17 protein-coding genes are annotated in these 22510 nt (G+C 64.8%); 11 read left to right on the top strand and 6 right to left on the bottom strand.

Annotated features, from left to right (window positions below):
- Nucleotides 1–229 precede the first annotated feature (229 nt).
- The 3 genes from KW835_RS09370 (at nucleotide 230) to KW835_RS09360 (ending at nucleotide 4845) form a co-directional block, all read left to right on the top strand.
- A complete protein-coding gene (locus KW835_RS09370; RefSeq protein ID WP_218382084.1) occupies nucleotides 230–1753 on the top strand; it encodes a glucan biosynthesis protein G in 1524 nt (507 codons plus the stop codon).
- On the top strand, nucleotides 1726–3795 hold the full coding sequence (gene mdoH, locus KW835_RS09365) for a glucans biosynthesis glucosyltransferase MdoH (RefSeq protein ID WP_255593414.1): 2070 nt from the start codon (nucleotides 1726–1728) through the stop codon (nucleotides 3793–3795). The genes KW835_RS09370 and mdoH overlap by 28 nt, the downstream gene beginning before the upstream one ends.
- Before the next feature lie 195 nt (nucleotides 3796–3990).
- A complete protein-coding gene (locus KW835_RS09360; RefSeq protein ID WP_218382083.1) occupies nucleotides 3991–4845 on the top strand; it encodes a C13 family peptidase in 855 nt (284 codons plus the stop codon).
- A 78-nt stretch (nucleotides 4846–4923) separates the two neighbouring features.
- Here the strand turns inward: KW835_RS09360 and ffh are convergent, their stop codons facing one another.
- Nucleotides 4924–6303, bottom strand: a complete 1380-nt coding sequence (ffh, locus tag KW835_RS09355; RefSeq protein WP_218382082.1) for a signal recognition particle protein — start codon at nucleotides 6301–6303, stop codon at nucleotides 4924–4926.
- Between the two features lie 102 nt (nucleotides 6304–6405).
- Between ffh and KW835_RS09350 the strand changes: the two genes are divergently transcribed.
- From KW835_RS09350 to KW835_RS09315, 8 genes are all read left to right on the top strand, one after another.
- Complete coding sequence (locus KW835_RS09350) at nucleotides 6406–7203, top strand: inner membrane protein YpjD (protein WP_218382081.1); 798 nt, start codon at nucleotides 6406–6408, stop codon at nucleotides 7201–7203.
- Nucleotides 7200–7430 (top strand): PP0621 family protein, encoded by a 231-nt coding sequence (locus KW835_RS09345; protein ID WP_218382080.1) that lies wholly within the window; start codon nucleotides 7200–7202, stop codon nucleotides 7428–7430. The genes KW835_RS09350 and KW835_RS09345 overlap by 4 nt, the downstream gene beginning before the upstream one ends.
- Nucleotides 7431–7433: 3 nt before the next feature.
- Entirely contained in the window at nucleotides 7434–9137 is a 1704-nt protein-coding gene (locus KW835_RS09340) for a sensor histidine kinase KdpD (RefSeq protein ID WP_218382079.1), read from the top strand.
- A gap of 11 nt (nucleotides 9138–9148) precedes the next feature.
- The gene (locus KW835_RS09335) at nucleotides 9149–10666 is read left to right on the top strand and encodes a sigma-54 dependent transcriptional regulator (protein ID WP_218382078.1); all 1518 of its coding nucleotides are present in this window, start codon (nucleotides 9149–9151) and stop codon (nucleotides 10664–10666) included.
- Nucleotides 10650–11279: a 1,6-anhydro-N-acetylmuramyl-L-alanine amidase AmpD gene (gene ampD, locus KW835_RS09330; protein ID WP_370633604.1), complete on the top strand. Its 630-nt coding sequence runs from the start codon at nucleotides 10650–10652 to the stop codon at nucleotides 11277–11279. Before KW835_RS09335 ends, ampD begins: the two co-directional genes overlap by 17 nt.
- Nucleotides 11280–11657: 378 nt before the next feature.
- Nucleotides 11658–14600, top strand: a complete 2943-nt coding sequence (locus KW835_RS09325) for a ribonucleoside-diphosphate reductase subunit alpha (RefSeq protein ID WP_218382076.1) — start codon at nucleotides 11658–11660, stop codon at nucleotides 14598–14600.
- Between the two features lie 135 nt (nucleotides 14601–14735).
- Complete coding sequence (locus KW835_RS09320) at nucleotides 14736–15944, top strand: ribonucleotide-diphosphate reductase subunit beta (protein WP_218382075.1); 1209 nt, start codon at nucleotides 14736–14738, stop codon at nucleotides 15942–15944.
- A 185-nt stretch (nucleotides 15945–16129) separates the two neighbouring features.
- The gene (locus KW835_RS09315) at nucleotides 16130–16735 is read left to right on the top strand and encodes a histone (protein ID WP_218382074.1); all 606 of its coding nucleotides are present in this window, start codon (nucleotides 16130–16132) and stop codon (nucleotides 16733–16735) included.
- Nucleotides 16736–16891: 156 nt separating this feature from the next.
- Here the strand turns inward: KW835_RS09315 and KW835_RS09310 are convergent, their stop codons facing one another.
- From KW835_RS09310 to accB, 5 genes are all read right to left on the bottom strand, one after another.
- Nucleotides 16892–17788: a carbohydrate kinase family protein gene (locus KW835_RS09310; RefSeq protein ID WP_218382073.1), complete on the bottom strand. Its 897-nt coding sequence runs from the start codon at nucleotides 17786–17788 to the stop codon at nucleotides 16892–16894.
- Between the two features lie 39 nt (nucleotides 17789–17827).
- Nucleotides 17828–19591 carry a zinc-ribbon and DUF3426 domain-containing protein gene (locus tag KW835_RS09305; RefSeq protein WP_218382072.1) on the bottom strand — a complete coding sequence of 588 codons (1764 nt, stop codon included), beginning with the start codon at nucleotides 19589–19591 and terminating at the stop codon, nucleotides 17828–17830.
- Nucleotides 19592–19650: 59 nt separating this feature from the next.
- On the bottom strand, nucleotides 19651–20556 hold the full coding sequence (gene prmA / locus KW835_RS09300; protein WP_218382071.1) for a 50S ribosomal protein L11 methyltransferase: 906 nt from the start codon (nucleotides 20554–20556) through the stop codon (nucleotides 19651–19653).
- A 103-nt stretch (nucleotides 20557–20659) separates the two neighbouring features.
- Entirely contained in the window at nucleotides 20660–22009 is a 1350-nt protein-coding gene (gene accC / locus KW835_RS09295; RefSeq protein WP_218382070.1) for an acetyl-CoA carboxylase biotin carboxylase subunit, read from the bottom strand.
- Between the two features lie 7 nt (nucleotides 22010–22016).
- Nucleotides 22017–22472 (bottom strand): acetyl-CoA carboxylase biotin carboxyl carrier protein, encoded by a 456-nt coding sequence (accB, locus tag KW835_RS09290; protein WP_218382069.1) that lies wholly within the window; start codon nucleotides 22470–22472, stop codon nucleotides 22017–22019.
- Nucleotides 22473–22510 lie beyond the last annotated feature (38 nt).

Genomic DNA, 22510 nt, shown 5'->3' with positions numbered 1-22510 from the left:
GATTTTCAAAGGTTTCCTTGCGCACATCATCGCCCCCGTCGCCATGCAGCGACAAAAACGGGGCTTTTGCATGCCTTTTGGCGCCGCGCACAAACGCTTACACGCAAACAATCGCCTAAGCCATTGATATAGAACAGTTTTTCAAAGCTGGCACAGGGTTTGCCCTAGTTGCTGCATGCAAGCTGTTTTTTCCCACTCTTTGCCGCTGCTCCGGCGTACCGGATGGACCATGGGTCTGCTGGTACTGGCCCTGGGAGCCGCCAAGGCCCAGGCACAGGGCTTCGACTTCGAAAGCGTGACACAGCTGGCGCGCGAACGGGCCGAGAAGCCCTATCGCGCTGCTGGCGACAAGTTGCCAGCCGACCTGGCGAAGCTCAATTACGACCAGGTGCGCGACATCCGCTGGCGCCCGGACCGCGCCCTGTGGCGCGCCGAGAAACTGCCGTTTGAGGCCATGTTCTTTCATCTGGGCCTTTACCAGAAAGAGCCGGTGCTGATCAACGAGGTCACGCCGCAGGGCCCGCGCCACATCAGCTACAGCCGGGCCGATTTCGACTACGGCAAGAACCAGGTCAAGCCAGAGGCTTGGGGCGACCTGGGCTTTGCAGGCTTTCGGGTGCACAACCACCTGAATTCCAGCGCCTACAAGGACGAGCTGGTGGTCTTCCAGGGCGCCAGCTACTTCCGCGCGCTGGGCAAGGGCCAGCAGTACGGTTTATCGGCTCGGGGCCTGGCCATCGACACCGTCGGTGCCGCGCCGGGCCAGAGTGAGGAGTTCCCGCGCTTCACCGAGTTCTGGCTGGTGCGGCCCGACCCACTGTCCACGCAGGTCACCGTGTACGCCCTGCTGGACTCGCCACGCGCCACTGGCGCCTACCGTTTCGACATCCAGCCCGGCGCGCAGACCACCACCACGGTGCGCAGCCGCATCTTCGTGCGGCCCGGTGCGGCCAAGCCCATCGGCACGCTGGGGGTGGCCCCGCTGACCAGCATGTTCTTCTTCGGCGAGAACCAGCCGCGCAAGGAAGACTTCCGCCCCGAGGTGCATGACTCGGACGGCCTGATGATCGCCACCGGCGAAGGCGAGTGGCTTTGGCGCCCGCTGCAGAACCCTAAACAGACGCTTGTCACCTCGTTCGCCACCAAGAACCCCAAGGGTTTTGGCCTGATGCAGCGGGACCGTCAGTGGGCCAGCTACGAGGACGTGGAAGCCCGCTACGAGCGCCGCCCCAGCGCGTGGGTCCGCCCCCTGAACGACTGGGGTCCCGGTCGCGTGGAACTGGTGCAGTTGAACACACCCGATGAGACGCACGACAACATCGTCGCGTACTGGGTGCCTGCCCAGATGCCCGCCCCGGGTCAACCTCTCGAATTTGCCTACGAACTGAGCTGGCAGGGCGACGACCAGCAGCGCCCCCCGGGAGGATGGGTGACGCAATCGCGCCGGGGCATGGGCTACACCAAGGAGACCGCGGCCGCCCTGCGCCAGCAAGCCCAGTTCGTTGTCGACTTCGACGGCCCGGCCCTGAAGTCCCTTCCCGCCGACGCCGCCGTCAAGGCCGTGGTGAGCACCGATGCCAACGGCAAGGTCCTGGAAAACATCGTCTACCGCAACCCCGCCAACGACCAGTGGCGGATGACCGTTCGCGTACAGCGCCTGAAAGCCGATCGCCCGATCGAGCTGCGCGCTTTTCTTCAACACGACAACAACGCTTTGAGTGAAACATGGACGCACATCATTCTTCCCGAGTAAGCCCCGAGGCGCCCCATCGCTCCCCTGCCCGCACGGCATCCGCCGCGCCCAAGGGACAGCGCGTGCCCTATCTGCGCGCTGTACCCAGCCAGCGCAGCGTGCTGCGCGAAGAGCGCCACCCGAATGCCGTCACGGCGCCGCCGCTGAACCGCGGGTCGATGACGCCCGTGCCTTGGCGCGGTTTCTGGAACAGCCTGAGCACCGCCGTGCTGCTGCGCCTGACAGGCCGCGGCAACGACGTCACCGCTCCGTCGCAGAACGAACCTGCGCAGGCCTGGCAAGGCGCGGCACAGTGCCGCCGCTGGACCTTCATGGTGCTCACGCTCCTGGCGACAGCCTTGGCCAGCCTGCTGTTTGCAGGCGTACAACCTGACTATGACAACCCGTGGCTCGGCTACGGCCAGATCGCGCTGTTCGCGCTGCTGTCGGCCTGGGTGGTGACTGGTTTTCTGACCGGTCTGATGGGCTTTTGGGTGATGGTGCGCGGCGACAAGCACGCACTGTCGGTACGCAGCGTCACCGAGCACCATCTGGCGCCGGACGCACGCACCGCGATCATCATGCCGATCTGCAACGAAGACGTGGCCACCGTGTTCGCAGGCCTGCGGGCCACCTGTGAATCCGTCGCCGCTACGGGCCATGGCGCCACCTTTGACGTGTTCGTGCTGTCCGACAGCTACGACCCCGAGATTGCGATCGCCGAGCGCGCAGCCTGGGAAGAGCTGCGCAGTGCCCTGGCGCAGCACAGCCAACAGCCCCAGGTACAGGTCTACTACCGCCTGCGCACCCGCCGCACCCACCGCAAGGCCGGCAACGTGGCCGACTTTTGCCGCCGCTGGGGCAAGGACTACCGATACATGGTGGTGCTCGATGCCGACAGCGTGATGAGCGGCGACTGCATCGTCTCCATGGCCAAGCTCATGGAAGCCAACCCCACCGCCGGCATCATCCAGACCGCCACGCAAGCCATCGGCCATGTCACGCTGCACGCCCGCGCGCAGCAATTCGCCTCGCGCGTCACCGGCCGCCTGTTCACGCTGGGCATGCAGTACTGGCAACTGGGCGAGTCCCATTACTGGGGCCACAACGCCATCATCCGTGTGGCGCCCTTCATGGAACACTGCGCGCTGGCCCCCATCAAGGGCACGGGCGGCCTCTCCGGGGGCATCATGTCGCACGACTTCGTCGAAGCCGCACTCATGCGCCGCGCGGGCTACCACGTGTGGCTGGTGGCCGACCTGATCGGCAGCTACGAGCAGCAGCCGCCAGACCTCCTGGCCGAGTTGCAGCGCGACCGCCGCTGGTGCCAGGGCAACCTGCAGAACGCCCGCCTGATGGCCGAGCCCGGCATCCACCCGGTGCACCGCTCGATGTTCGTGACGGGCGCCATGGCCTACCTGTCGGCACCGCTGTGGCTTGCCTTCCTGACGCTGGGCACGGCGCTGTGGCTCTCGGGCGCCAAACTGGTGGCCGACTGGCATATCCTGCCTGCCGAGTTGCTCGCCCTGTGGGCCTGGACACTGTGCCTGCTGTTCCTGCCGCGCATTTTGGGCCTGGCGGCGGTGTTCATGCGCCGCGAGCAGCAGCAATACGGTGGTGCTTTCAGCCTGCTCAAGAGCGCAGTGCTGGAAAGCGTGCTGGCCATCCTGCAGGCGCCCATCCGCATGCTCGCGCATTCGCTGTTCGTTCTGATCGCGCTGACCGGTCTGAAGCTGGAATGGAAGTCGCCCCCACGTGAAGCCCACGCCGTGCCATGGCGCCATGCCATGCGCCAGTTGGCCCCGATGAGCGCCGTGATCGGACTGCTCGCCCTGGGCGTGGCGGTGATCGACAGCAGTGCCCTGCTGTGGCTCATGCCGGTCGGCCTACCTCTGGCCCTGGCGATTCCTTTGGCTGTGGTGACCAGCCAGATCGCGTTGGGCAAGGCGATGCGTGCGCAGCGGCTGCTGCTGATCCCGGAGGAGTCGTGGTCCCCGCCTGTACTGCGGCGAGCCTGGCTGCACGCCAGCAGGCTGGCAAAGCCTGCCTTGCGGGCGGCCTGATCTGCCTGTGGCAAGTGCCCACAAACACAAGGCCGGTGCTCGCACCGGCTTTTTTCGTCTGCTGAAACCGGGAGAAGCTGCGGGTCACCAGGAAAGGGCAGGCATTCACTTAGGATAGGCACGCTTCGAAAACGCCTGTGCACGAGCTCCGCCAGGCGGTGCCCATTCACCCGCGAGCTGCTTTTTTGTCGAACCATGCCTCCGTCATCATTCAACACCAGTGCCTTTGCGCGGCGCTTCTTCCATGGCTGCGCACTGGTGCTTGCCCTCACCGCTGTAGGCTGCGTGGCACCGCCTCCCAAGGCAGTGAGCACCCCGGCGCCCTTGGTCCAGGCTGCGCCTGAACCCGCGCCACCTGCCGAGCCGCCAGGCCGCATCATCTTTGCCGGCTTTGCAATGCACTCGCAGTCCAAGGCCTTTCGCAACGATGTCCTGCTGGCAGAGAAGCTGGTCAGCCGGATCGACCCCAACGCACTGATGCTCAAGCTGGCCAACCCGGCGCGCAACGAGAGCACCGAATGGCCCCAGGCAACTGCCGAGAACTTTGCACTGGTGATGGCCAAGACAGCCGAGGTGGCCAAGCCGCGCGATCGCGTGCTGCTGTTCATTTCCACCCATGCGAACCCGGGGCTTCTCAACATCAGCGCCGCAGGCAAGAACCTGCAGCCCATTACGCCGCGGATGCTCAGCGATGCGCTCGCCCCACTGATCAAGGTACCCACGATGGTGGTGCTGTCCGCCTGCTACAGCGGCGCATTCGTCGAGTCCCTGAAGGCGCCCCAACGCGTCGTGATGACGGCGACCGACGTGCGCCTCACTTCGTTCAAGTGCCAGTACGACGGGCAGCACACGCCGTTCGCCGAGGCGCTTTTCGGCCAGGCTGGCGCTGGAAGCCTTGCGGTGGAGGACTGGATGGCAGAGGCCCGGAGGTCCATCACCGCCCAGGAGAAGCGGCGCAAGCTGCCGGCCTCGAAGCCGCAGATGTTTGTGGGGGATGAGGCCAAGGCCTGGGCCGGACGCCCGCTGAAGTACTGGCTCGCGGCGCCCTGAGTGGCAGCGGCTGGGCTGATGGTCACAGCCCGCGGCCGTGAGCACGCGGGGGTGGAGCGGTGAACTTTTGGAAAGCGCTCAGAACGGCATCTTGGGCATGCCGCCGCCGCCCAGACCCTTCATGCCCCCCATGCGCTTCATCATCTTCATGAGGCCACCGCCCTTCATCTTCTTCATCATGCCCTGCATCTGCTCGAACTCCTTGAGCAGGCGATTGACCTCCTGCACATGCACGCCTGCGCCAGCAGCGATGCGCTTCTTGCGGGTGGCCTTGATGAGATCGGGCTTGCGGCGCTCCAGCGGCGTCATGCTCTGGATGATGCCTTCCTTGCGCTTGATGTCTTTTTCGGCTTTGTCCATGTCCACTGCGCCGGCCTTGGCCGTGAGCTGCGAGGGGAGCTTGTCCATCAGGCTGGACAGGCCGCCCATCTGCTTCATCTGCTGAATCTGCGACAAAAAGTCATTGAGATCGAATCCGTCGCCGCTCTTGACCTTGGCAGCCAGCTTCTGGGCGGCCTCCATGTCCACGCCGGCCGTGACCTGCTCGACCAGTGCCACGATGTCACCCATGCCCAGGATGCGGCCCGCATGGCGCTCGGCGTCGAAGACCTCCAGGCCGTCGATCTTTTCCGAAACGCCCGCGAACTTGATGGGTGCTCCCGTGACCTGCCGCACCGACAGCGCCGCACCGCCGCGCGAATCGCCGTCCAGCTTGGTCAGCACGATACCGGTCAGGGGGAGAGCCTCCTTGAAGGCCTTGGCGGTGTTGATGGCATCCTGGCCCTGCATGGCATCGACGACGAAGAGCGTCTCGACAGGATTGAGGGCGCCGTGCAGGTCCTTGATTTCCTTCATCAAGGCCTCATCGATGGCCAGGCGGCCGGCCGTATCGACGAGCAGCACGTCAAAGTAATGCTTCTTGGCGTAGTCGAGCGCTGCGCGTGCGATTTCCAGGGGCTTCTGGTCCGGCGTGCTGGGGAACCACTCGGCGCCTGCCTGCTTCGTCACCGTCTTGAGCTGCTCGATGGCCGCCGGGCGGTACACGTCGCCCGAAACGGTCAGGACCTTCTTCTTGCGCTTTTCGATCAGGTGCTTGGCCAGCTTGGCGGTGGTCGTGGTCTTGCCGGCACCCTGCAGGCCCGCCATCAGGATGATGGCAGGGGGCTGGGCAGCCAGATTGATGTCGGAGATGCCCTCGCCCATCGTGGCGGCCAACTCGCGGTTGACGATGGAGACCAGCGTCTGGCCGGGCTTGAGCGAACCCAGCACCTCCTGCCCCAGCGCCTTTTCCTTGACCCGAGCGATGAAGTCCCGCACCACCGGCAAGGCCACATCGGCCTCCAGCAGGGCCATGCGCACCTCGCGCAGCATGTCCTGCACGTTGGCTTCGGTGATGCGAGCCTGGCCACGCATCTCCTTGACGAGGCGCGAAAGTTTGTCGGTAAGTGCGGAGGCCATGGGCAATGTTCCGGTGTTGCCTGCGCGCTATCAACACCACGGTTGTGGCAGGCAGGCCCGCCAAGGTAGGGGCGGTGGGGGCAAAAGGCTAAACTGCGATCCATGATTTTAGCGAGTAGCTCCCCCCTCAGCTGGCTGCTGGCCCTGGCCGCCGCGGTGGCATATGGCGTACCCGCAGTTGCCGCCAGGCGGCTGGGCACCACGGCGGCCCGCAACGCGCTGCTGGTGGCCTGGGTGCTGCACGGTGCCGTGCTGGTCTGGGGCCTGTGGGGCGATGCGCCCCGATTCGGCTTCGCGCCTGCGCTGTCGATGACGGCTTGGCTGGTACTCACCGTGTATGCGGTCGAGCGGCAGCTCTTTCCCCAGATGCAGTCGCGCTGGGTGCTGGCCGCCCTGGGCGCCGTGGCGGTCGTGCTGGCGCTGGTGTTCCCTGGCCAGCCCCTGCACGTCACGGCCTCCGCGTGGCTGCCTCTGCATCTGGCGTTGGGCATCGCCTGCTACGGCCTCTTCGGTGCCGCCGTGGTACATGCCTGGCTCATGACCCGCGCCGAGCGGCATATCCGTCAGGCTGAAGACCCGCACAGCGGTATCCCGTTGCTGACGCTGGAACGCCTGACCTTCCGCTTCGTGACAGCGGGCTTCATCCTGCTGACAGCCACGCTGCTGGCCGGCTGGCTGTTTGGTGAAACGCTCTACGGTCGCGCTTGGCGCTGGGACCACAAGGCCGTTTTTTCCATGCTCTCGTGGCTCACGTTTGCAGCGTTGCTGATCGGCCGCGCGCGCTTTGGCTGGCGTGGCCGCAATGCCGTGCGCGTACTCTACGCGGGTTCGACGCTGCTGCTGCTGGCCTATGTGGGCTCACGCTTCGTGATGGAAGTGGTGTTGGGGCGCAGCGCATGAAGTACCTCGTTCTGCTGATCGTACTGGTCGTGGCCATCGGCATCTGGCGCAGCCGCCGCGAGAAGGACACTGAAGTGCAGGCACGCCGGCCAGCGCCACCGCCGGGTGGACCGCAGGACATACTGGCCTGCGCGCACTGCGGCGTGCACATTCCGCAGGCAGAAGCGCTGATGCTGGGCAACCATGCCTACTGTTGCCCGGAGCATCGGCACCTGGGACCGGCCTGAGACATGCGAGTTCCAGCCGCCGGGATCTTCTCACCCGCCGTGGATGCGCCGTTCGTGCGCCTGTGGCGTGGTTTCCTCACCGCACGCGTCGTGGTGGCGCTGTCTCTGCTGCTGTTGCAGGGCGTGGGGCAGATCGTCAACCAGGCATTGGAACCGGCGGTGCTGGGAGTTTGCGTGGTTTACCTCATTGCCACCGCCTTGCTGCGGGTACTGGCAGGAGATGCCCCTCCATCGCCACGCGCAGGGCCCCATTGGCTGCCTTCCCTCGGCGTCGACCTGCTGGCCATCGCCCTCCTTCAGTTGCTGCACTCCGGCATCATGAATTTCACCCCCTTGTTCGGCCTGCCCATCCTGATGGCGGCTGTGCTGGGCACTTTGACGCTGGCATTGGGAACCACCGCAGCAGCTACGCTGCTGCTGCTGGTGTGGGCATGGTGGATGGGGTCGCGCGCCATGGGCGACGATGCATCACGATACCTGCAAAGCGCGCTGACGTGCACTGGCTACTTCATCGTCAGCTTTCTGGTTCACCAACTGGCCACGCGTCTGGCGCGCGAACAGGAAGTAGCCCACCAAAGCCAGGTCGCTGCCCGGGTGCAGACCCAGGTCAGCGCGCTCGTGATACAGAATCTGACCGATGGTGTGCTGGTCGTGGACCACAGCGATACTGTGCGCATCGCAAACCCCGCAGGACTGCAATTGCTGGGCGGGCGGGGCCTGCCAGAACTGCCGTTCGTGCTGACCGCCGAGGCCGCCTGGAATCCCCTGGTGGTTCTGGCGCGCCGTACCTTCAGGCAGGAGCACTCGCTGACGGCCGATGTCGACCTGCTGCACCCGGGGCAAAGCCCCACGGGTCTGCATGTTCGCACCTGGCTCACATCCACGAGGGAGGCATCGGAGCAAACGCACACCGAGCGGCTGTGCGTGATGTTCCTGCACGATCTGCGCGAAATGGAGGCTCGCCTGCGTACCGAAAAACTGGCGGCGATGGGTCGCATGTCGGCGGCCGTTGCGCACGAGATACGCAATCCGCTGGCCGCTATCGTGCAAGCCAATGCCTTGCTGGAGGAAGACCTGCACGATCCCGCCCACAAGCGCCTGGCGCACATGGTGCAGCAGAACGCCGACCGCCTGGCCAGGATTGCAGAAGAGGTACTGGACATCGCCCGCGTGCAGCACCAGATCAGCCACGCCCCGGCCTCCACCGTGCCTCTGGACGACACCGTGGCGCAGATATGGAACGACTGGCAGGCCCAGGATCCAGCCAAGCGCAGGGCGAAGGTGACGCTCGATGCCAAGGCGGTCCAGGTGGAGTTCGATCCCGAGCACCTGCGGCGCGTACTCGTGAATCTTTTGGACAACGCCCTGCGCTACATGGGCCAGGAGCCGGACTCGCTGCTGGTCAGCACACGGTCGCAGCCTTCAGGCCAGATCAGCCTGCAGGTGTGGAGCGACGGTGCTCCCATGGACAAGTCCGTGGAGCGCCATCTGTTCGAACCCTTCTTCTCGTCCGAAAGCCGCTCCAGCGGCCTGGGCCTCTATATTTGCCGCGAACTGTGCCAGCGCCATGGCGCCTCCATCAGCTACCAGCGGCTGTCACGGGCGACATCACGGGGTGAATCCGGGGGCAATGCCTTCACCGTCGGCTTTCGCCGCACCACCCGTCCGGCGGAATCCGCCACGCTGTTCGACACCATCGTGGTCTGACCTCCACTCCCATGAACGCCACCCCCGCTTCCATCCTCGTCGTAGACGACGAACCCGACCTGCGCGTCCTGTACGAGCTTACGCTGCTGCGCGAAGGCTATCGCGTGGAAACAGCCTCGAGCGTGCAGGAAGCGCGCGAGCAACTCAAGGCCCACCGTTTCGATGCGGTAATCACCGACATGCGGCTGCCTGACGGCTTCGGCATGGAACTGCTGCAGGACCTGCGTGAGCAGCAGCGCAAGGAGCGCTGCGTAGTGATGACGGCCTATGGCTCCGCCGAGAACGCGGTCGAAGCGCTGCGCTCCGGGGCTTTCGACTACCTCACCAAACCGGTGGATCTCAAACAGTTCCGCTCGGTGGTGGCCTCCGCCATTCAGGGCACGGGTGGCGTACCCGCGCCCCGCGCAGCGCGCAACCAGGGCAGGACCGCCATGGCGGCCGCAGGCGAATCGTCGGGGTCGACACCGGCGCTGGAGCGCATGGTGGGCGAGTCCGCCGCGATCCGCAACGTCAAGCAGCGGGTAGCCAAGGTGGCCCGCGGCATGGCACCCGTGCTGATCCACGGCGAATCAGGCACCGGCAAGGAACTGGTCGCACAGGCACTGCATGCAAGCAGCCAACGCGCCGACGGGCCTCTGGTGGCCGTCAATTGCGGCGCCATTCCCGAGAACCTTCTGGAGGCCGAGTTCTTCGGCGCGCGCAAGGGCTCCTACACCGGCGCATCGCAGGACCGTGACGGCTACTTCCAGGCCGCGCGGGGCGGCACACTGTTCCTTGACGAGATCGGGGACCTTCCGCTGGCCATGCAGTCCAAGCTGCTGCGAGCCATCCAGGAACGCAGCGTGCGGCCGCTGGGCTCGACGCAGGAAGAAACCGTGGACGTGCGCATCGTCAGCGCCACACACCGTGACCTGGCCGCCGATGTGCAGTCGGGCCGATTCCGGCAGGATCTGTACTACCGTCTCAACGTGATCGAGATCGTGATCCCACCGCTGCGCGAGCGGCGCGAAGACCTGCCCGCACTGTGCGCCGCGCTGCTCTCCCGCATCGCCCAGGAGTCAGGCATCGCAGTGCCCCGGCTGACCGAGCAGGCGTTGACGTCCATCGCGGCGCACCCGCTGACCGGCAACGTCCGCGAACTGGAAAACCTGCTGCACCGCGCCGTCGCGCTCAGCGACGGTGAGGACTTGCAGGTGGACGCGCCCGTGCTGCCGCCGGACTCCGCAAGCTCGCGCGCCGAAACGCTCGCAACGGCGCCGGCAACCAGCGCGCCGGCCAGTTCTTTGACGGACGCAGCCGCTGAGGCCAGCCCCAGCCCCGGCAGTTCCGTGCCGCTGCCCAGCGACCTGCAGGCCTGGCTGGACCAGCAAGAGCGCGACATCCTCATCCGCGCTCTGAGAGAGGCTGGATTCAATCGCACGGCCACGGCGGCACGCCTGGGGATCAGCCTGCGCCAGATCCGCTACCGCATCGCCCGCCTGAACATTGCCGTGCCCAACGACCAGGATGCGAATGACGAGATCGCCTGACGCCGCGCGGGATACGGCCTTGCCATGGGATGGCGGCTGGCACCGCGCCGCGCAGCGGCTGGTGTCCCCGAACTACGGTGATCGGCCCGCACTGCCGTCTTCGGCCATCGACCTGATCGTAGTGCACTCCATCAGTTTGCCACCGGGCGAATACGGGACGGGCCACGTGCAGCAACTATTCACCAACACGCTCGACTGGGACGCTCATCCGTACTTCCAGAGCATCCGCGGCCTGGCCGTGTCGTCGCATTTCTTCATCGAGCGCACCGGCATGCTCTGGCAATTCGTGAGTTGCGACCAGCGCGCCTGGCATGCGGGGCAGTCGTCGTACCGAGGCCGCAACCAGTGCAACGACGACTCCATCGGCATCGAACTCGAAGGTCTGGAGGGCCGAGAGTTCGAAGCCCCGCAGTACCAGACACTTGCCCGGCTGTGTCTGGACATCGAAAAGCGCTACGCCATCGAGTACATCGCCGGCCACGAGCACATTGCCCCGGGTCGCAAGCAGGATCCCGGGCCAGGGTTCGACTGGCGCCTTCTTCATGATGCGCTCCGTTGGCCGTTGCGCCGCTTTCCTGTCGCCACCCTCGCCGGCCACCCGCCGCCACGCTGATCGCTGCGGCCCCAGCGCCACATCCAGGATTTTTCTTTGTGCGTTTGCACATTGTTGCAGTGCTTGGCGGCCGCAAGGAACCATGCGGTCTCGGGGGCGAAATCCCGCGCAACGCGTGTCGACATGCGGGTTGCCTGCCCCATATCCCCGCGTTTCAATGGATTGCGCGGTGGTGCCAGTGCTCCGCTTCACGCGCCTAGCACAAGCCGCGTGGGCCTCGGGGCATTTTTACCGCGATACACTACCGGTAGTGTCTTGAATGCACGAGATACACCATATATAGTGTGCCCACTCCAAAGTCCGGCACACCGATCTCCCGGCCCGGCTGCATTCCCAGCCGAGCATCACACCCCAGACAGCCCAAAGAAGAGGACACCCATGCAAGCTGCTTTGAACACGCCTTCCCCCACCCACGCCGCCACATCGGATGCTCTCGCTTCCCAGGCCGCGCCGGCTGGTGCCCCCCACTCGCTCCCGCACTACCAGATCATCCGCCGCAACGGCGCCGTGGTGCCTTTCGAGCCCCAGAAGATCGCGGTGGCGATGATGAAGGCGTTTCTTGCGGTCCACGGCACCCAGGGCGCAGCTTCTGCCAGCGTACGCGAAGTTGTCGACACACTGACGCAGAACGTGGTGCGTGCGCTGGTGCGGTCACGCCCCGCAGGTGGCACCTTTCACATCGAGGATGTGCAGGACCAGGTGGAGCTGGGCCTGATGCGCGGCGAGTACCACGAAATCGCCCGCGCCTACGTGCTGTACCGCGAGCGCCGCACGCAGGAACGTGCTCGCCATACAGAACAGCAGGCCGCCGCTCCAGCCGCACCGCTGCTGCACGTGATCGATGGCGACGCGCGTGTTGCGCTGGACCTGGGGCGGCTGCAGGCATTGATCGAATCCGCCTGCGTGAACCTGGGTGCAGACGTCAAGGCCGAGCCCATCGTGTCCGAAACCATGCGCAATCTGTACGACGGCGTTCCCATGGACGAGGTCTACAAGGCGTCCATCCTGGCGGCCCGCACGCTGATCGAGAAGGACCCCGACTACACCTACGCCACCGCGCGCCTCTTGCTCCACACCATCGTGCGCGAAGTGCTGGGCAAGGAAGTAGCCCAGGCCGACATGGGCCGGGCATACCTCGACTACTTCCCCCAGTTCATCCAGAAGGGCGTGGACAACGAGCTGCTGGACGAGCGCCTGCTGCAGTACAACCTGCAGCGCCTGGGCGGTGCGCTCAAGGCAGAGCGCGACCTGAAGTTTGATTACCTCGGCCTGCAGACCTTGTACGACCGCTACTTCCTGCACGTCAAGAAAACCCGCATCGAACTGCCCCAGGCGTTCTTCATGCGCGTGGCCATGGGCCTGGCGCTGAACGAAAAGGACCGTGAGGCCCGCGCCATCGAGTTCTATGAAGTGCTTTCGTCCTTTGACTTCATGTCGAGCACGCCCACGCTGTTCAACAGCGGCACGCTGCGCTCGCAACTCTCCAGTTGCTACCTGACCACAGTGCCCGACGACCTGGATGGCATCTACGAATCCATCAAGGAAAACGCCCTGCTGTCCAAGTTTGCCGGCGGCCTGGGCAACGACTGGACCCGCGTGCGTGCGCTGGGCTCGCACATCAAGGGCACGAACGGAGAATCGCAGGGCGTGGTGCCCTTCCTCAAGGTGGTCAACGACACCGCCGTGGCCGTGAACCAAGGTGGCAAGCGCAAAGGCGCCGTCTGCACCTACCTGGAAACCTGGCACCTGGACATCGAAGAGTTTCTGGAGCTGCGCAAGAACACCGGTGATGACCGCCGCCGCACGCACGACATGAATACGGCCAACTGGATCCCCGACCTCTTCATGCGCCGCGTGATGGAAAAGGGCACCTGGACGCTGTTCTCGCCCTCCAACGTGCCTGATCTGCACGACCTGTTCGGCGCTGACTTCGAGAAAGCGTACGTGGCCTACGAAGAGAAGGCTGCTCGCGGCGAAATCAAGCCCGCCAAGACGGTGCAGGCCACCGACATGTGGCGCAAGATGCTGACCATGCTGTTCGAGACCGGACATCCCTGGATCACCTTCAAGGACGCCTGCAACGTGCGCTCGCCCCAACAGCACGCAGGCGTGGTGCACTCGTCCAACCTGTGCACCGAGATCACGCTGAACACCAGCGACACCGAAACGGCCGTGTGCAACCTGGGTTCCGTCAATCTGCTGCAGCATCTGAAGAACGGTCAGATCGACCACGACAAGCTCAAGAAGACCATCACGGTGGCCATGCGCATGCTGGACAACGTGATCGACATCAACTACTACGCCGTCAACAAGGCCCGCGATTCCAACCTGCGCCACCGCCCCGTGGGCCTGGGCCTGATGGCCTTCCAGGACAGCCTGTACGAGTTGCGCATCCCCTATGCCTCCCAGGCAGCGGTGGAGTTCGCCGACAAGTCGATGGAAGCCATCTGCTACTACGCATACTGGGCTTCCACCGAGCTGGCCCGCGAGCGCGGCCAGTATTCGAGCTACAAGGGCTCCCTGTGGGACCGCGGCATCCTGCCTTTCGATACGCTGGACATGCTTTCGCAGGCACGCGGCGGCTATGTGGAAGTGGACCGCTCCTCCACACTGGACTGGGATGCCCTGCGCAAGAAGATCGCTCAGGACGGCATGCGCAATTCCAACTGCGTGGCCATTGCCCCCACCGCCACCATCTCCAACATCATCGGCGTGGACGCATCGATCGAGCCCTCGTTCGGCAACCTGTCCGTGAAGTCCAACCTGTCGGGTGAGTTCACCGTCATCAACGGCGGCCTGGTGCGCGACCTCAAGCGCCTGGGCCTGTGGGACGACGTGATGATCATGGACCTCAAGCACTTCAAGGGCTCGCTGCACCCCATCGACCGTGTGCCGGCCGACATCAAGGCGCTGTACTCCACGGCCTTCGAGGTCGAGCCGCAGTGGCTGGTGGAAGCCGCATCGCGCCGCCAGAAGTGGATCGACCAGGCGCAAAGCCTGAACATCTACATGGCCGGTGCATCGGGCAAGAAGCTGGATGACACCTACAAGCTCGCGTGGATCCGCGGCCTCAAGACCACGTACTACCTGCGCACGCAAAGCGCCACGCACGTCGAGATGAGCACGGTGAACACGCGCCAGCTCAACGCCGTATCCTCCGGCAATGAAGGCGGCGCACCGGGGGCTTCGGCACCTGCACAGGCCAAGCCCAGCGCGCTCGATGCAGCGGCTGCAGCTGCTGCTGCACAGTCCGCATCCGTGCCCGCCACGGACGTGAAGTTCTGCGCCATCGACGACCCAGGCTGCGAAGCCTGCCAATAAGGACTTCGCGCGCAACGCCTCGCACACATCCGAGGCGTTGCGCATGTGCTGTGAAGCAACAAATCGTTGCTGCGCAACGCTTCAGTGCTTTTCTTTTCGCAGCACTGCTTTCATAATCCGAACACTGGAAAATCTATGTTGTCCTGGGACGAAGAAGTCAAGCCCTCATCGCAAAACCAACTGGACGGTGGACTGAACAAGAGCCACTCGGTGGAACAGCCGCCCCTGTCTTTCCAGACGCCCTCCCTGCAGGCCGTGCACGCATCGATGACGGCATCGGTTGCACCGCAGGCAACGCCAGCCGCTGCGCCTGCTGCCCCCACACACCGCCGCGTGAACGCTGCCGACAAGCGCATCATCAACGGACAGACCGACGTCAACCAGCTGGTGCCGTTCAAGTACAAGTGGGCATGGGAAAAGTACCTTGCCACCTGCGCCAACCACTGGATGCCGCAAGAAGTGAACATGACGCGGGACATCGCGTTGTGGAAGGACCCCAACGGCCTGACGGATGACGAGCGCCGCATCATCAAGCGCAACCTCGGCTTCTTCGTGACCGCCGACTCGCTGGCCGCCAACAACATCGTGCTGGGCACGTACCGCCACATCACCGCGCCCGAATGCCGCCAGTTCCTGCTGCGTCAGGCCTTCGAGGAAGCGATCCACACGCACGCCTACCAGTACATCGTGGAGTCGCTCGGCCTGGATGAAGGCGAGATCTTCAGCGCCTACCTGGAAGTGCCCTCCATCCGCGACAAGGACGAGTTCCTGATCCCCTTCATCGAGGCGATCATGGACCCCAACTTCCACACCGGCACATTCGAGACCGACCAGACGCTGCTCAAGTCCCTGATCGTGTTCGCCTGCCTGATGGAAGGCCTGTTCTTCTACGTCGGCTTCACGCAGATCCTGGCGCTGGGCCGCCAGAACAAGATGACCGGTGCTGCAGAGCAGTACCAGTACATCCTGCGCGACGAGTCGATGCACTGCAACTTCGGCATCGACCTGATCAACCAGCTCAAGCTCGAGAACCCCCATCTGTGGACCGCCGAGTTCAAGGCCGAGATCAACGCGCTGTTCATGAAGGCCGTAGAGCTGGAATACCGCTACGCCGAAGACACCATGCCTCGTGGCGTGCTGGGCATGAACGCATCGATGTTCAAGGGCTACCTGCGCTACATCGCCAACCGCCGCGCCACGCAGATCGGGCTGGAAACGCTGTTCCCCAACGAGGAGAACCCGTTCCCCTGGATGAGCGAGATGATCGACCTCAAGAAGGAACGCAACTTCTTCGAGACCCGGGTTATTGAATACCAGTCTGGTGGTGCGCTGTCCTGGGACTAGCGCTTTCTTTGCATTGCACCACCATGGATATCTACACCACGCACCCCATAGACAGCGCCGCAGAGCACTGCCGTGTGGAGCGTTCCCGTGTTCATGGGGATGGAGACAGCCTCCATCCCCATGGATCGCTTCCTGCCCACAGAAGACAGGAAGTGCTCTTTGCAAATTGACCCAAGGAGAACATGATGGCAACTGCGAAAAAGACCGCTGCAAAGAAGGCAGCTCCCGCGAAGAAGGCCGCTCCTGCCAAGAAGGCAGTAGCAGCGAAGAAGGCAGCACCGGCCAAGAAGGCTGCGCCCGCCAAGAAGGCAGCACCGGCAAAGAAGGCCGCTCCCGCCAAGAAGGCTGTAGCAGCGAAGAAGGCCGCGCCCGCCAAGAAGGCAGCACCGGCAAAGAAAGCCGCTCCCGCCAAGAAGGCCGTAGCAGCGAAGAAGGCCGCGCCCGCCAAGAAGGCAGCACCGGCAAAGAAAGCCGCTCCCGCCAAGAAGGCTGTAGCAGCGAAGAAGGCCGCGCCCGCCAAGAAGGCAGCACCGGCAAAGAAAGCCGCTCCCGCCAAGAAGGCTGTAGCAGCGAAGAAGGCCACGCCCGCCAAGAAGGCAGCACCCGCCAAGAAGGCCGTCGCGGCAAAGAAGGCTGCTCCCGCAGCCAAGAAGGCAGCCCCTGCTGCGAAGAAGGCTTCGCCCGCCAAGAAGGCCCCCAAGGCCCCTGCCCCTGCCGCCGCAGCTCCCGCTGCACAGACCACGCTGAACCCTCAGGCAGCCTGGCCATTCCCTACAGGCAACAAGCCCTGATATTGGCGTATGACGCCATCGACCCGGTGCCTGTGCACCGGGTTTTTTTATGCCTGAGAATGAGCTCGTGCCCTGCACGCACCGCGCCACCCCAAGGGGCGCGACGCCAGATCCGGCGCACGACCTGGCCTGTCGGGGCGAGGGGCTATCCGGCCATCACTGCGGCGCGAAATCGAGCGTGTAGTTCTGCGGGCCTCGCTGCGCGATCTTGAGCGCGCCCACCCTGTTGCCGAGCTCGGCGCAGCGCACCAGTGTCCAGCCTTTTTCCAGCCCGAACAGCAGCGCGCCGCGCCATGCATCACCGCAGCCGGTAGGATCAACCACCTGCGTCGGAACCACAGCGGGCACGTGGGTCTTCACCCCCTCCACCCACACATCGCACCCTTGGGCGCCCAGCGTCACCACCAGTCCCTGAACCTTGCAGGAGAGCTCCTGCAGGCTCATGCCCGTGCGGTCGCACAGCATCTTGCCTTCATAGTCATTCACCGTCACCCAGGTCGCCTGCTCGACAAACCTCATGAGTTCTTCGCCATTGAACATGGGCAGACCCTGACCCGGATCGAACACGAAGGGAATCCCTGCCGCCACGAACTGCTGCGCATGTTGCAGCATCGCATCGCGCCCGTCGGGCGAGATGATGCCAAGCTTCACGTGCGCATCAGGCTCGATGCGGTTGGCGTGCGCCTGCATCATCGCGCCGGGGTGGAACGCGGTGATCTGGTTGTTGTCGTGGTCGGTCATGATCATGGCTTGCGCCGTGTAGGCGTCCTGGACCTGGCCCACATGGCGCTGGCTGATGCCCAGCGATTGCAGGCGCTGCAGATACTCGCCGCCATCAGTGCCCAGCATGGCCATGGGCACGGGCTCGCCCCCGAGCAGCTTGAGGCTGTAGGCGATGTTGCCCGCGCAACCGCCGAAGTCCCGGCGCAGCGACGGGACCAGGAAGGACACGTTCAAGATGTGCAGCTGGTCGGGCAGGATCTGCTCGGCAAACCGCCCCTCGAAGGTCATGATGGTGTCGAACGCCAGGGAACCGCAAATAAGGGCAGCCATATCGGTGATGAAGGTTGAACAAAGAGAAAAGTATCCGGCTCAGGGATAGAACGCGAGCAGCCGGTATCCAGCCACACGCGCTCCCCCAGTGGTCACGACCACCGACACCGACGTAGACCACTCGCCGCGGGCCGGCAATTCGGAAGGCGCCCCCATGTCGGCGGGCAGGAGTACACGCCGCAGGATAGGCTGGTCCTGCGCATCGGTCAGGGTGAGTTCCACGGCCGGCATCGCCAGCACAATGCTCGCCTTGCTCTTCACGCCCATGGTGAGCTGGTAGCTGTCGCCCCGCGCCTTGTTGAAGGACGAACTGTCGATGACCATGTCGGCGATCTGGCGCTGCGGAGCAATATCGCACCCCAAAGGAGCGCACAGCTTCATCAGCCAGGGGCGCGCACGCGCATCCATCGCCACGATGCGGTCTCGCTCCTGGACGGCCACCTGAAGGACCAATGCCGCTGTCGAAATCAGCAACACCAGCACCAGGACACCACGCACCGCGGGTCTGCGCCAGAAAGCCTTTCTGCGCGCGGCAACGACGAAACCCACCTCCGTCTCAGCCTGGGGGTCTTCGTCCTCGTCATCCACCGGCTCATCCCGCGCTACCTTGCGCGTCCTGGGCTGGAGCACCGCAGCAGGGGACGTATCGTCCACCAGAGAGAGCGCTGGGGCCGGTGCTGGGGTCTGCGCGCTCTCCCGCGGCTCCTGCACGAAATCCACCGCCGGCAGACCGGATCCTTCCGCCACAGGCTCCTTCGCGGATGGAGCGGGCGCGCGCTTCGATGCACCGAGGTCTGGGCCCGGACTCCGGCCGGATTCAACTTCAGGCGCAGCGGCAGCCACCGGGGGTGCAGAACCCGGCCTGATGGGCAGTTCGAGGGCCGGGTAGCCCATCGGTGTCAAGTCCGCCGGTGCCGTCTCTTCAAACGAGGGCATCTCCAACAGTTCGCCATCGTCGCGCAAATCCGCGAATGGCAACTCGTAGCCTGCAGGCACGGACAAAGGCATGGAGGCTGATGCCGCTTGCGCGGCGGGCGCTGCAGCGGCTGGGGCAGTGCCAGGTGATCGGGGGATGGCAACTTTCGGGTCTGCCCAGGCCGGCGGCAAAGACCCCACATCCGCGCCCTGGGACTGCACGAAGCCCTCTGGCGATGCGGACATCGGCATGCCTGACAGGCCTGTTGCACCAACATCTGCAGGCGGTGCGGGCTGCTGCCGATCTGGCGCCTTCTCGCGCGCGCGCCAGGCGAACGGGGTAAGAGGCTCAAGGCGCAGGTCCACCGCATTGCGCGCGTCGGCACCACGAGCCGCCGCCAGAAACGCCGGCACGGTAGGGTCGGGAACGGCGAGCACCGATTCGTGCCCTGGCACCGATTCGGGAATGTGGACGGGCACGGAGAGCGGTTCAGCTTGCGGCGCGGTATCTGCGGCCACCACCGGCGGCGCAGATTCGAACAGCGAAAACTCCGCGGCCGCATAGACGGGTGCGGCAGGCACAGGTGCAGGGTCAGCGACTGGCGCGAATGGCACTGGCACTGGCGATTGCGACGACACGGCCGCAGCCCTCGTCCCCCACGCCCGCCCTGCGTCGGATTTGCGCACCACCGGCGCCATGGGCGGACGCACGTCCGTCAAGGAGACATCCGGCAGCAACGGTGGCGGGGGCGCCGGCAGCAGATGGGCCGCCGCGTCAAAGACTTCCTTGCATTGACCGCAGCGCACCCATCCTTCGGAGATGCGCAATTGATCCGCGACCACCTTGAAGGAGGTGGCACAGGACGGGCAACGGGTGATCTGGCTCATCTGCGGATGATTGTAGGGGCCGGTGCTTCTTTCCCGATGCGGGGAAAGGCGCTGCGGGCTCAGCGCCGGGCCGTCATCAGGATCCAGCCGTCTTCCGTATCCGCGACTTCCAGCTGAACCCAGGGGGCATAGGCCTCCTTGAGTTCATCACGCTGCCGCTCCAGGATACCGGCCAGCACCAGATGCCCACCTTCGGCCACATGCCCGCACAGCAGCGGCGCCAGCACGCGCAGCGGGGTGGCCAGGATGTTGGCCAGCACCGTCTGGTACTGCCCCTGCGCCTTGTCCGGCAGTCCCGCGCGCAGCACGACCTCGTTGGCGGTGGCGTTCTGGGACGTGGACTCCACGGCCGCCGGGTCGATGTCCACCGCGTCGATCTCGGCGGCGCCGAACTTGGCGGCGCCGATGGCCAGAATGCCCGAGCCGCAGCCGTAGTCCAGCACACGCCCGAGCGGATTACCCTGCACTGCTGCATCGGTGGCGCCATGGCGCGCGATCCAGCGCAGGCACATGCGCGTGGTGGGGTGCGTGCCGGTGCCGAACGCCAGGCCCGGGTCCAGGCGGATGCTGCGCGTGGCCTGGCGAGGCAGCTCGTGCCAAGTGGGCACGATCCAGAAATCCGGCGTGATGTCCACGGGCGCGAACTGCGACTGCGTGAGGCGCACCCAGTCCTGCTCCTCGACCCGCGCCACACCCAGCACCTGGCAGCCTTCAAAGAAGTCCTGCACGGCCAGCAGGTCGCGCGCCTCGTGAGCGGCAGCTTCTGTGGGGAACAGTGCCACCACACGGCTACGCTGCCACCCATCCTTGGGCGGCGGCATGCCGGGCTCGCCGAACAGCGCCTGCTCGGCATCGGTCTGCGCATCGGCATCCTCGACGGACACCGACAGGGCATCCAGTGCATCCAGCGCGTCACTGACCGCTTCGATACTGTCTTCCGGGCACATCAGGCTGAGCTCGAACATGGGTGACTCTCAGAAAAAATGAAATGCCGGCCCCCGTTGCCAGAGGCCAGCATGTGGATGGAAACAAGCGCACGGCCCAGTGGGCCGCGCTGGCACCGAAAACCTATCGCTTGTGCTGGGACAACCACTCTTCGAGGTAGTGGATGTTGGTGCCGCCAGCCATGAACTTCGCATCCACCATCAGTTCGCGGTGCAGCGGCACATTGGTGTTGATGCCCTCGATGACGGTCTCTGACAGAGCCGTGCGCATGCGGGCCAGGGCCTGCTCGCGCGTATCGCCGTGCACGATGATCTTGCCGATCATCGAGTCGTAGTTGGGCGGCACGAAGTAGTTGGTGTACGCGTGCGAGTCCACGCGCACGCCCGGGCCACCCGGCGGATGCCATGTGGTGATGCGCCCCGGCGACGGGATGAACTTGTACGGGTCTTCCGCGTTCACCCGGCACTCGATGGCATGGCCGCGGATCTCGATCTGGCGCTGGGTGAACGGCAGCTTCTCGCCGGCCGCCACCATGATCTGCGTCTTCACGATGTCCACACCCGTGATCCATTCGGTCACGGGGTGCTCCACCTGCACGCGGGTATTCATCTCGATGAAGTAGAACTCGCCGTTCTCGTACAGGAACTCGAAGGTACCCGCACCGCGGTAGCCGATCTTCTTGCAGGCAGCGACGCAGCGCTCGCCGATCTTCTCGATCAACTTGCGCGGGATGCCGGGGGCCGGCGCCTCTTCGATCACCTTCTGGTGGCGGCGCTGCATGGAGCAGTCGCGCTCGCCCAGGTACACCGCGTTGCGGTGCTTGTCGGCCAGGACCTGGATCTCGATGTGGCGGGGGTTCTGGAGGAACTTCTCCATGTACACCGCAGGATTGCCGAAAGCCGCACCCGCCTCGGCCTTGGTCATCTGCACGGCATTGACCAGAGCCGCTTCGGTGTGCACCACGCGCATGCCGCGGCCACCACCGCCGCCGGCGGCCTTGATGATCACGGGGTAGCCCACGGCCTTGGCAATGCGGCGGATCTGCACCGGGTCATCGGGCAGCTCGCCCTCGGACCCTGGCACGCAGGGCACGCCGGCGCGGATCATGGCCTGCTTGGCCGAGACCTTGTCGCCCATCGTGCGAATGTTGTCGGGCGTCGGGCCGATGAACTGGAAGCCGCTCTTTTCTACGCGCTCGGCGAAATCGGCGTTCTCGGACAGGAAGCCGTAGCCAGGGTGAATGGCCTCGGCATCGGTGACTTCGGCCGCCGAAATGATGGCCGGCATGTTGAGGTAGGACAGCGGCGAGGGCGCAGGGCCGATGCACACCGCTTCTTCGGCCAGCTTGACGTACTTGGCTTCGCGGTCGGCCTCGGAGTAGACCATCACCGCCTTGATTCCAAGTTCACTGCAGGCGCGCTGGATACGGAGGGCAATCTCCCCTCGGTTTGCGACCAGGATTTTCTTGAACATGAGCGCCTTATTCGATGACGAACAGCGGCTGTCCGTATTCCACAGCCTGGCCGTTCTCTCCCATGATGCGCGTGACCGTACCGGACTTGTCCGCTTCGATCTCGTTCAGGATCTTCATGGCTTCGATGATGCAGATGGTCTCGCCTTCCTTCACCTGGCTGCCGACTTCGACAAATGCCTTGGCACCAGGGCTGGACGAGCGGTAGAACGTGCCCACCATCGGGGATTTGACGATGTGGCCCGTGGGCGCCGCAGCAGCAGGCGCGGGCAGTTCGGCCACGGGTGCGGCTGCGGGCGCAGCAGCGGGTGCGGAGGCCTGCACCGGCGCGGGCACGTATTGCTGGACGACCGCGCCACCGCTCTTGACGATGCGGACTTTGCCCTCGGCCTCGGTGATTTCGAGTTCGGACACATTCGACTCGGACACGAGATCGATGAGGGTTTTGAGTTTTCGCAGATCCATGGAAGCTCCAACGGCTATAAAACTGAATAGGGCGCGAA

Source organism: Acidovorax sp. sic0104, assembly GCF_019219095.1.
Taxonomy (GTDB): domain Bacteria; phylum Pseudomonadota; class Gammaproteobacteria; order Burkholderiales; family Burkholderiaceae_C; genus Acidovorax.
This window is presented reverse-complemented; position numbering and strand designations above follow the sequence as displayed.

What these genes read in the sequence shown, in the direction of transcription:
- KW835_RS09370 (WP_218382084.1), top strand. Translation starts at nt 230, where the DNA reads ATGGGTCTGCTGGTACTGGCCCTGGGAGCCGCCAAGGCCCAGGCACAG.
- mdoH (WP_255593414.1), top strand. Translation starts at nt 1,726, where the DNA reads ATGGACGCACATCATTCTTCCCGAGTAAGCCCCGAGGCGCCCCATCGC.
- KW835_RS09360 (WP_218382083.1), top strand. Translation starts at nt 3,991, where the DNA reads ATGCCTCCGTCATCATTCAACACCAGTGCCTTTGCGCGGCGCTTCTTC.
- ffh (WP_218382082.1), bottom strand. Translation starts at nt 6,303, where the DNA reads ATGGCCTCCGCACTTACCGACAAACTTTCGCGCCTCGTCAAGGAGATG.
- KW835_RS09350 (WP_218382081.1), top strand. Translation starts at nt 6,406, where the DNA reads ATGATTTTAGCGAGTAGCTCCCCCCTCAGCTGGCTGCTGGCCCTGGCC.
- KW835_RS09345 (WP_218382080.1), top strand. Translation starts at nt 7,200, where the DNA reads ATGAAGTACCTCGTTCTGCTGATCGTACTGGTCGTGGCCATCGGCATC.
- KW835_RS09340 (WP_218382079.1), top strand. Translation starts at nt 7,434, where the DNA reads ATGCGAGTTCCAGCCGCCGGGATCTTCTCACCCGCCGTGGATGCGCCG.
- KW835_RS09335 (WP_218382078.1), top strand. Translation starts at nt 9,149, where the DNA reads ATGAACGCCACCCCCGCTTCCATCCTCGTCGTAGACGACGAACCCGAC.
- ampD (WP_370633604.1), top strand. Translation starts at nt 10,650, where the DNA reads ATGACGAGATCGCCTGACGCCGCGCGGGATACGGCCTTGCCATGGGAT.
- KW835_RS09325 (WP_218382076.1), top strand. Translation starts at nt 11,658, where the DNA reads ATGCAAGCTGCTTTGAACACGCCTTCCCCCACCCACGCCGCCACATCG.
- KW835_RS09320 (WP_218382075.1), top strand. Translation starts at nt 14,736, where the DNA reads ATGTTGTCCTGGGACGAAGAAGTCAAGCCCTCATCGCAAAACCAACTG.
- KW835_RS09315 (WP_218382074.1), top strand. Translation starts at nt 16,130, where the DNA reads ATGGCAACTGCGAAAAAGACCGCTGCAAAGAAGGCAGCTCCCGCGAAG.
- KW835_RS09310 (WP_218382073.1), bottom strand. Translation starts at nt 17,788, where the DNA reads ATGGCTGCCCTTATTTGCGGTTCCCTGGCGTTCGACACCATCATGACC.
- KW835_RS09305 (WP_218382072.1), bottom strand. Translation starts at nt 19,591, where the DNA reads ATGAGCCAGATCACCCGTTGCCCGTCCTGTGCCACCTCCTTCAAGGTG.
- prmA (WP_218382071.1), bottom strand. Translation starts at nt 20,556, where the DNA reads ATGTTCGAGCTCAGCCTGATGTGCCCGGAAGACAGTATCGAAGCGGTC.
- accC (WP_218382070.1), bottom strand. Translation starts at nt 22,009, where the DNA reads ATGTTCAAGAAAATCCTGGTCGCAAACCGAGGGGAGATTGCCCTCCGT.
- accB (WP_218382069.1), bottom strand. Translation starts at nt 22,472, where the DNA reads ATGGATCTGCGAAAACTCAAAACCCTCATCGATCTCGTGTCCGAGTCG.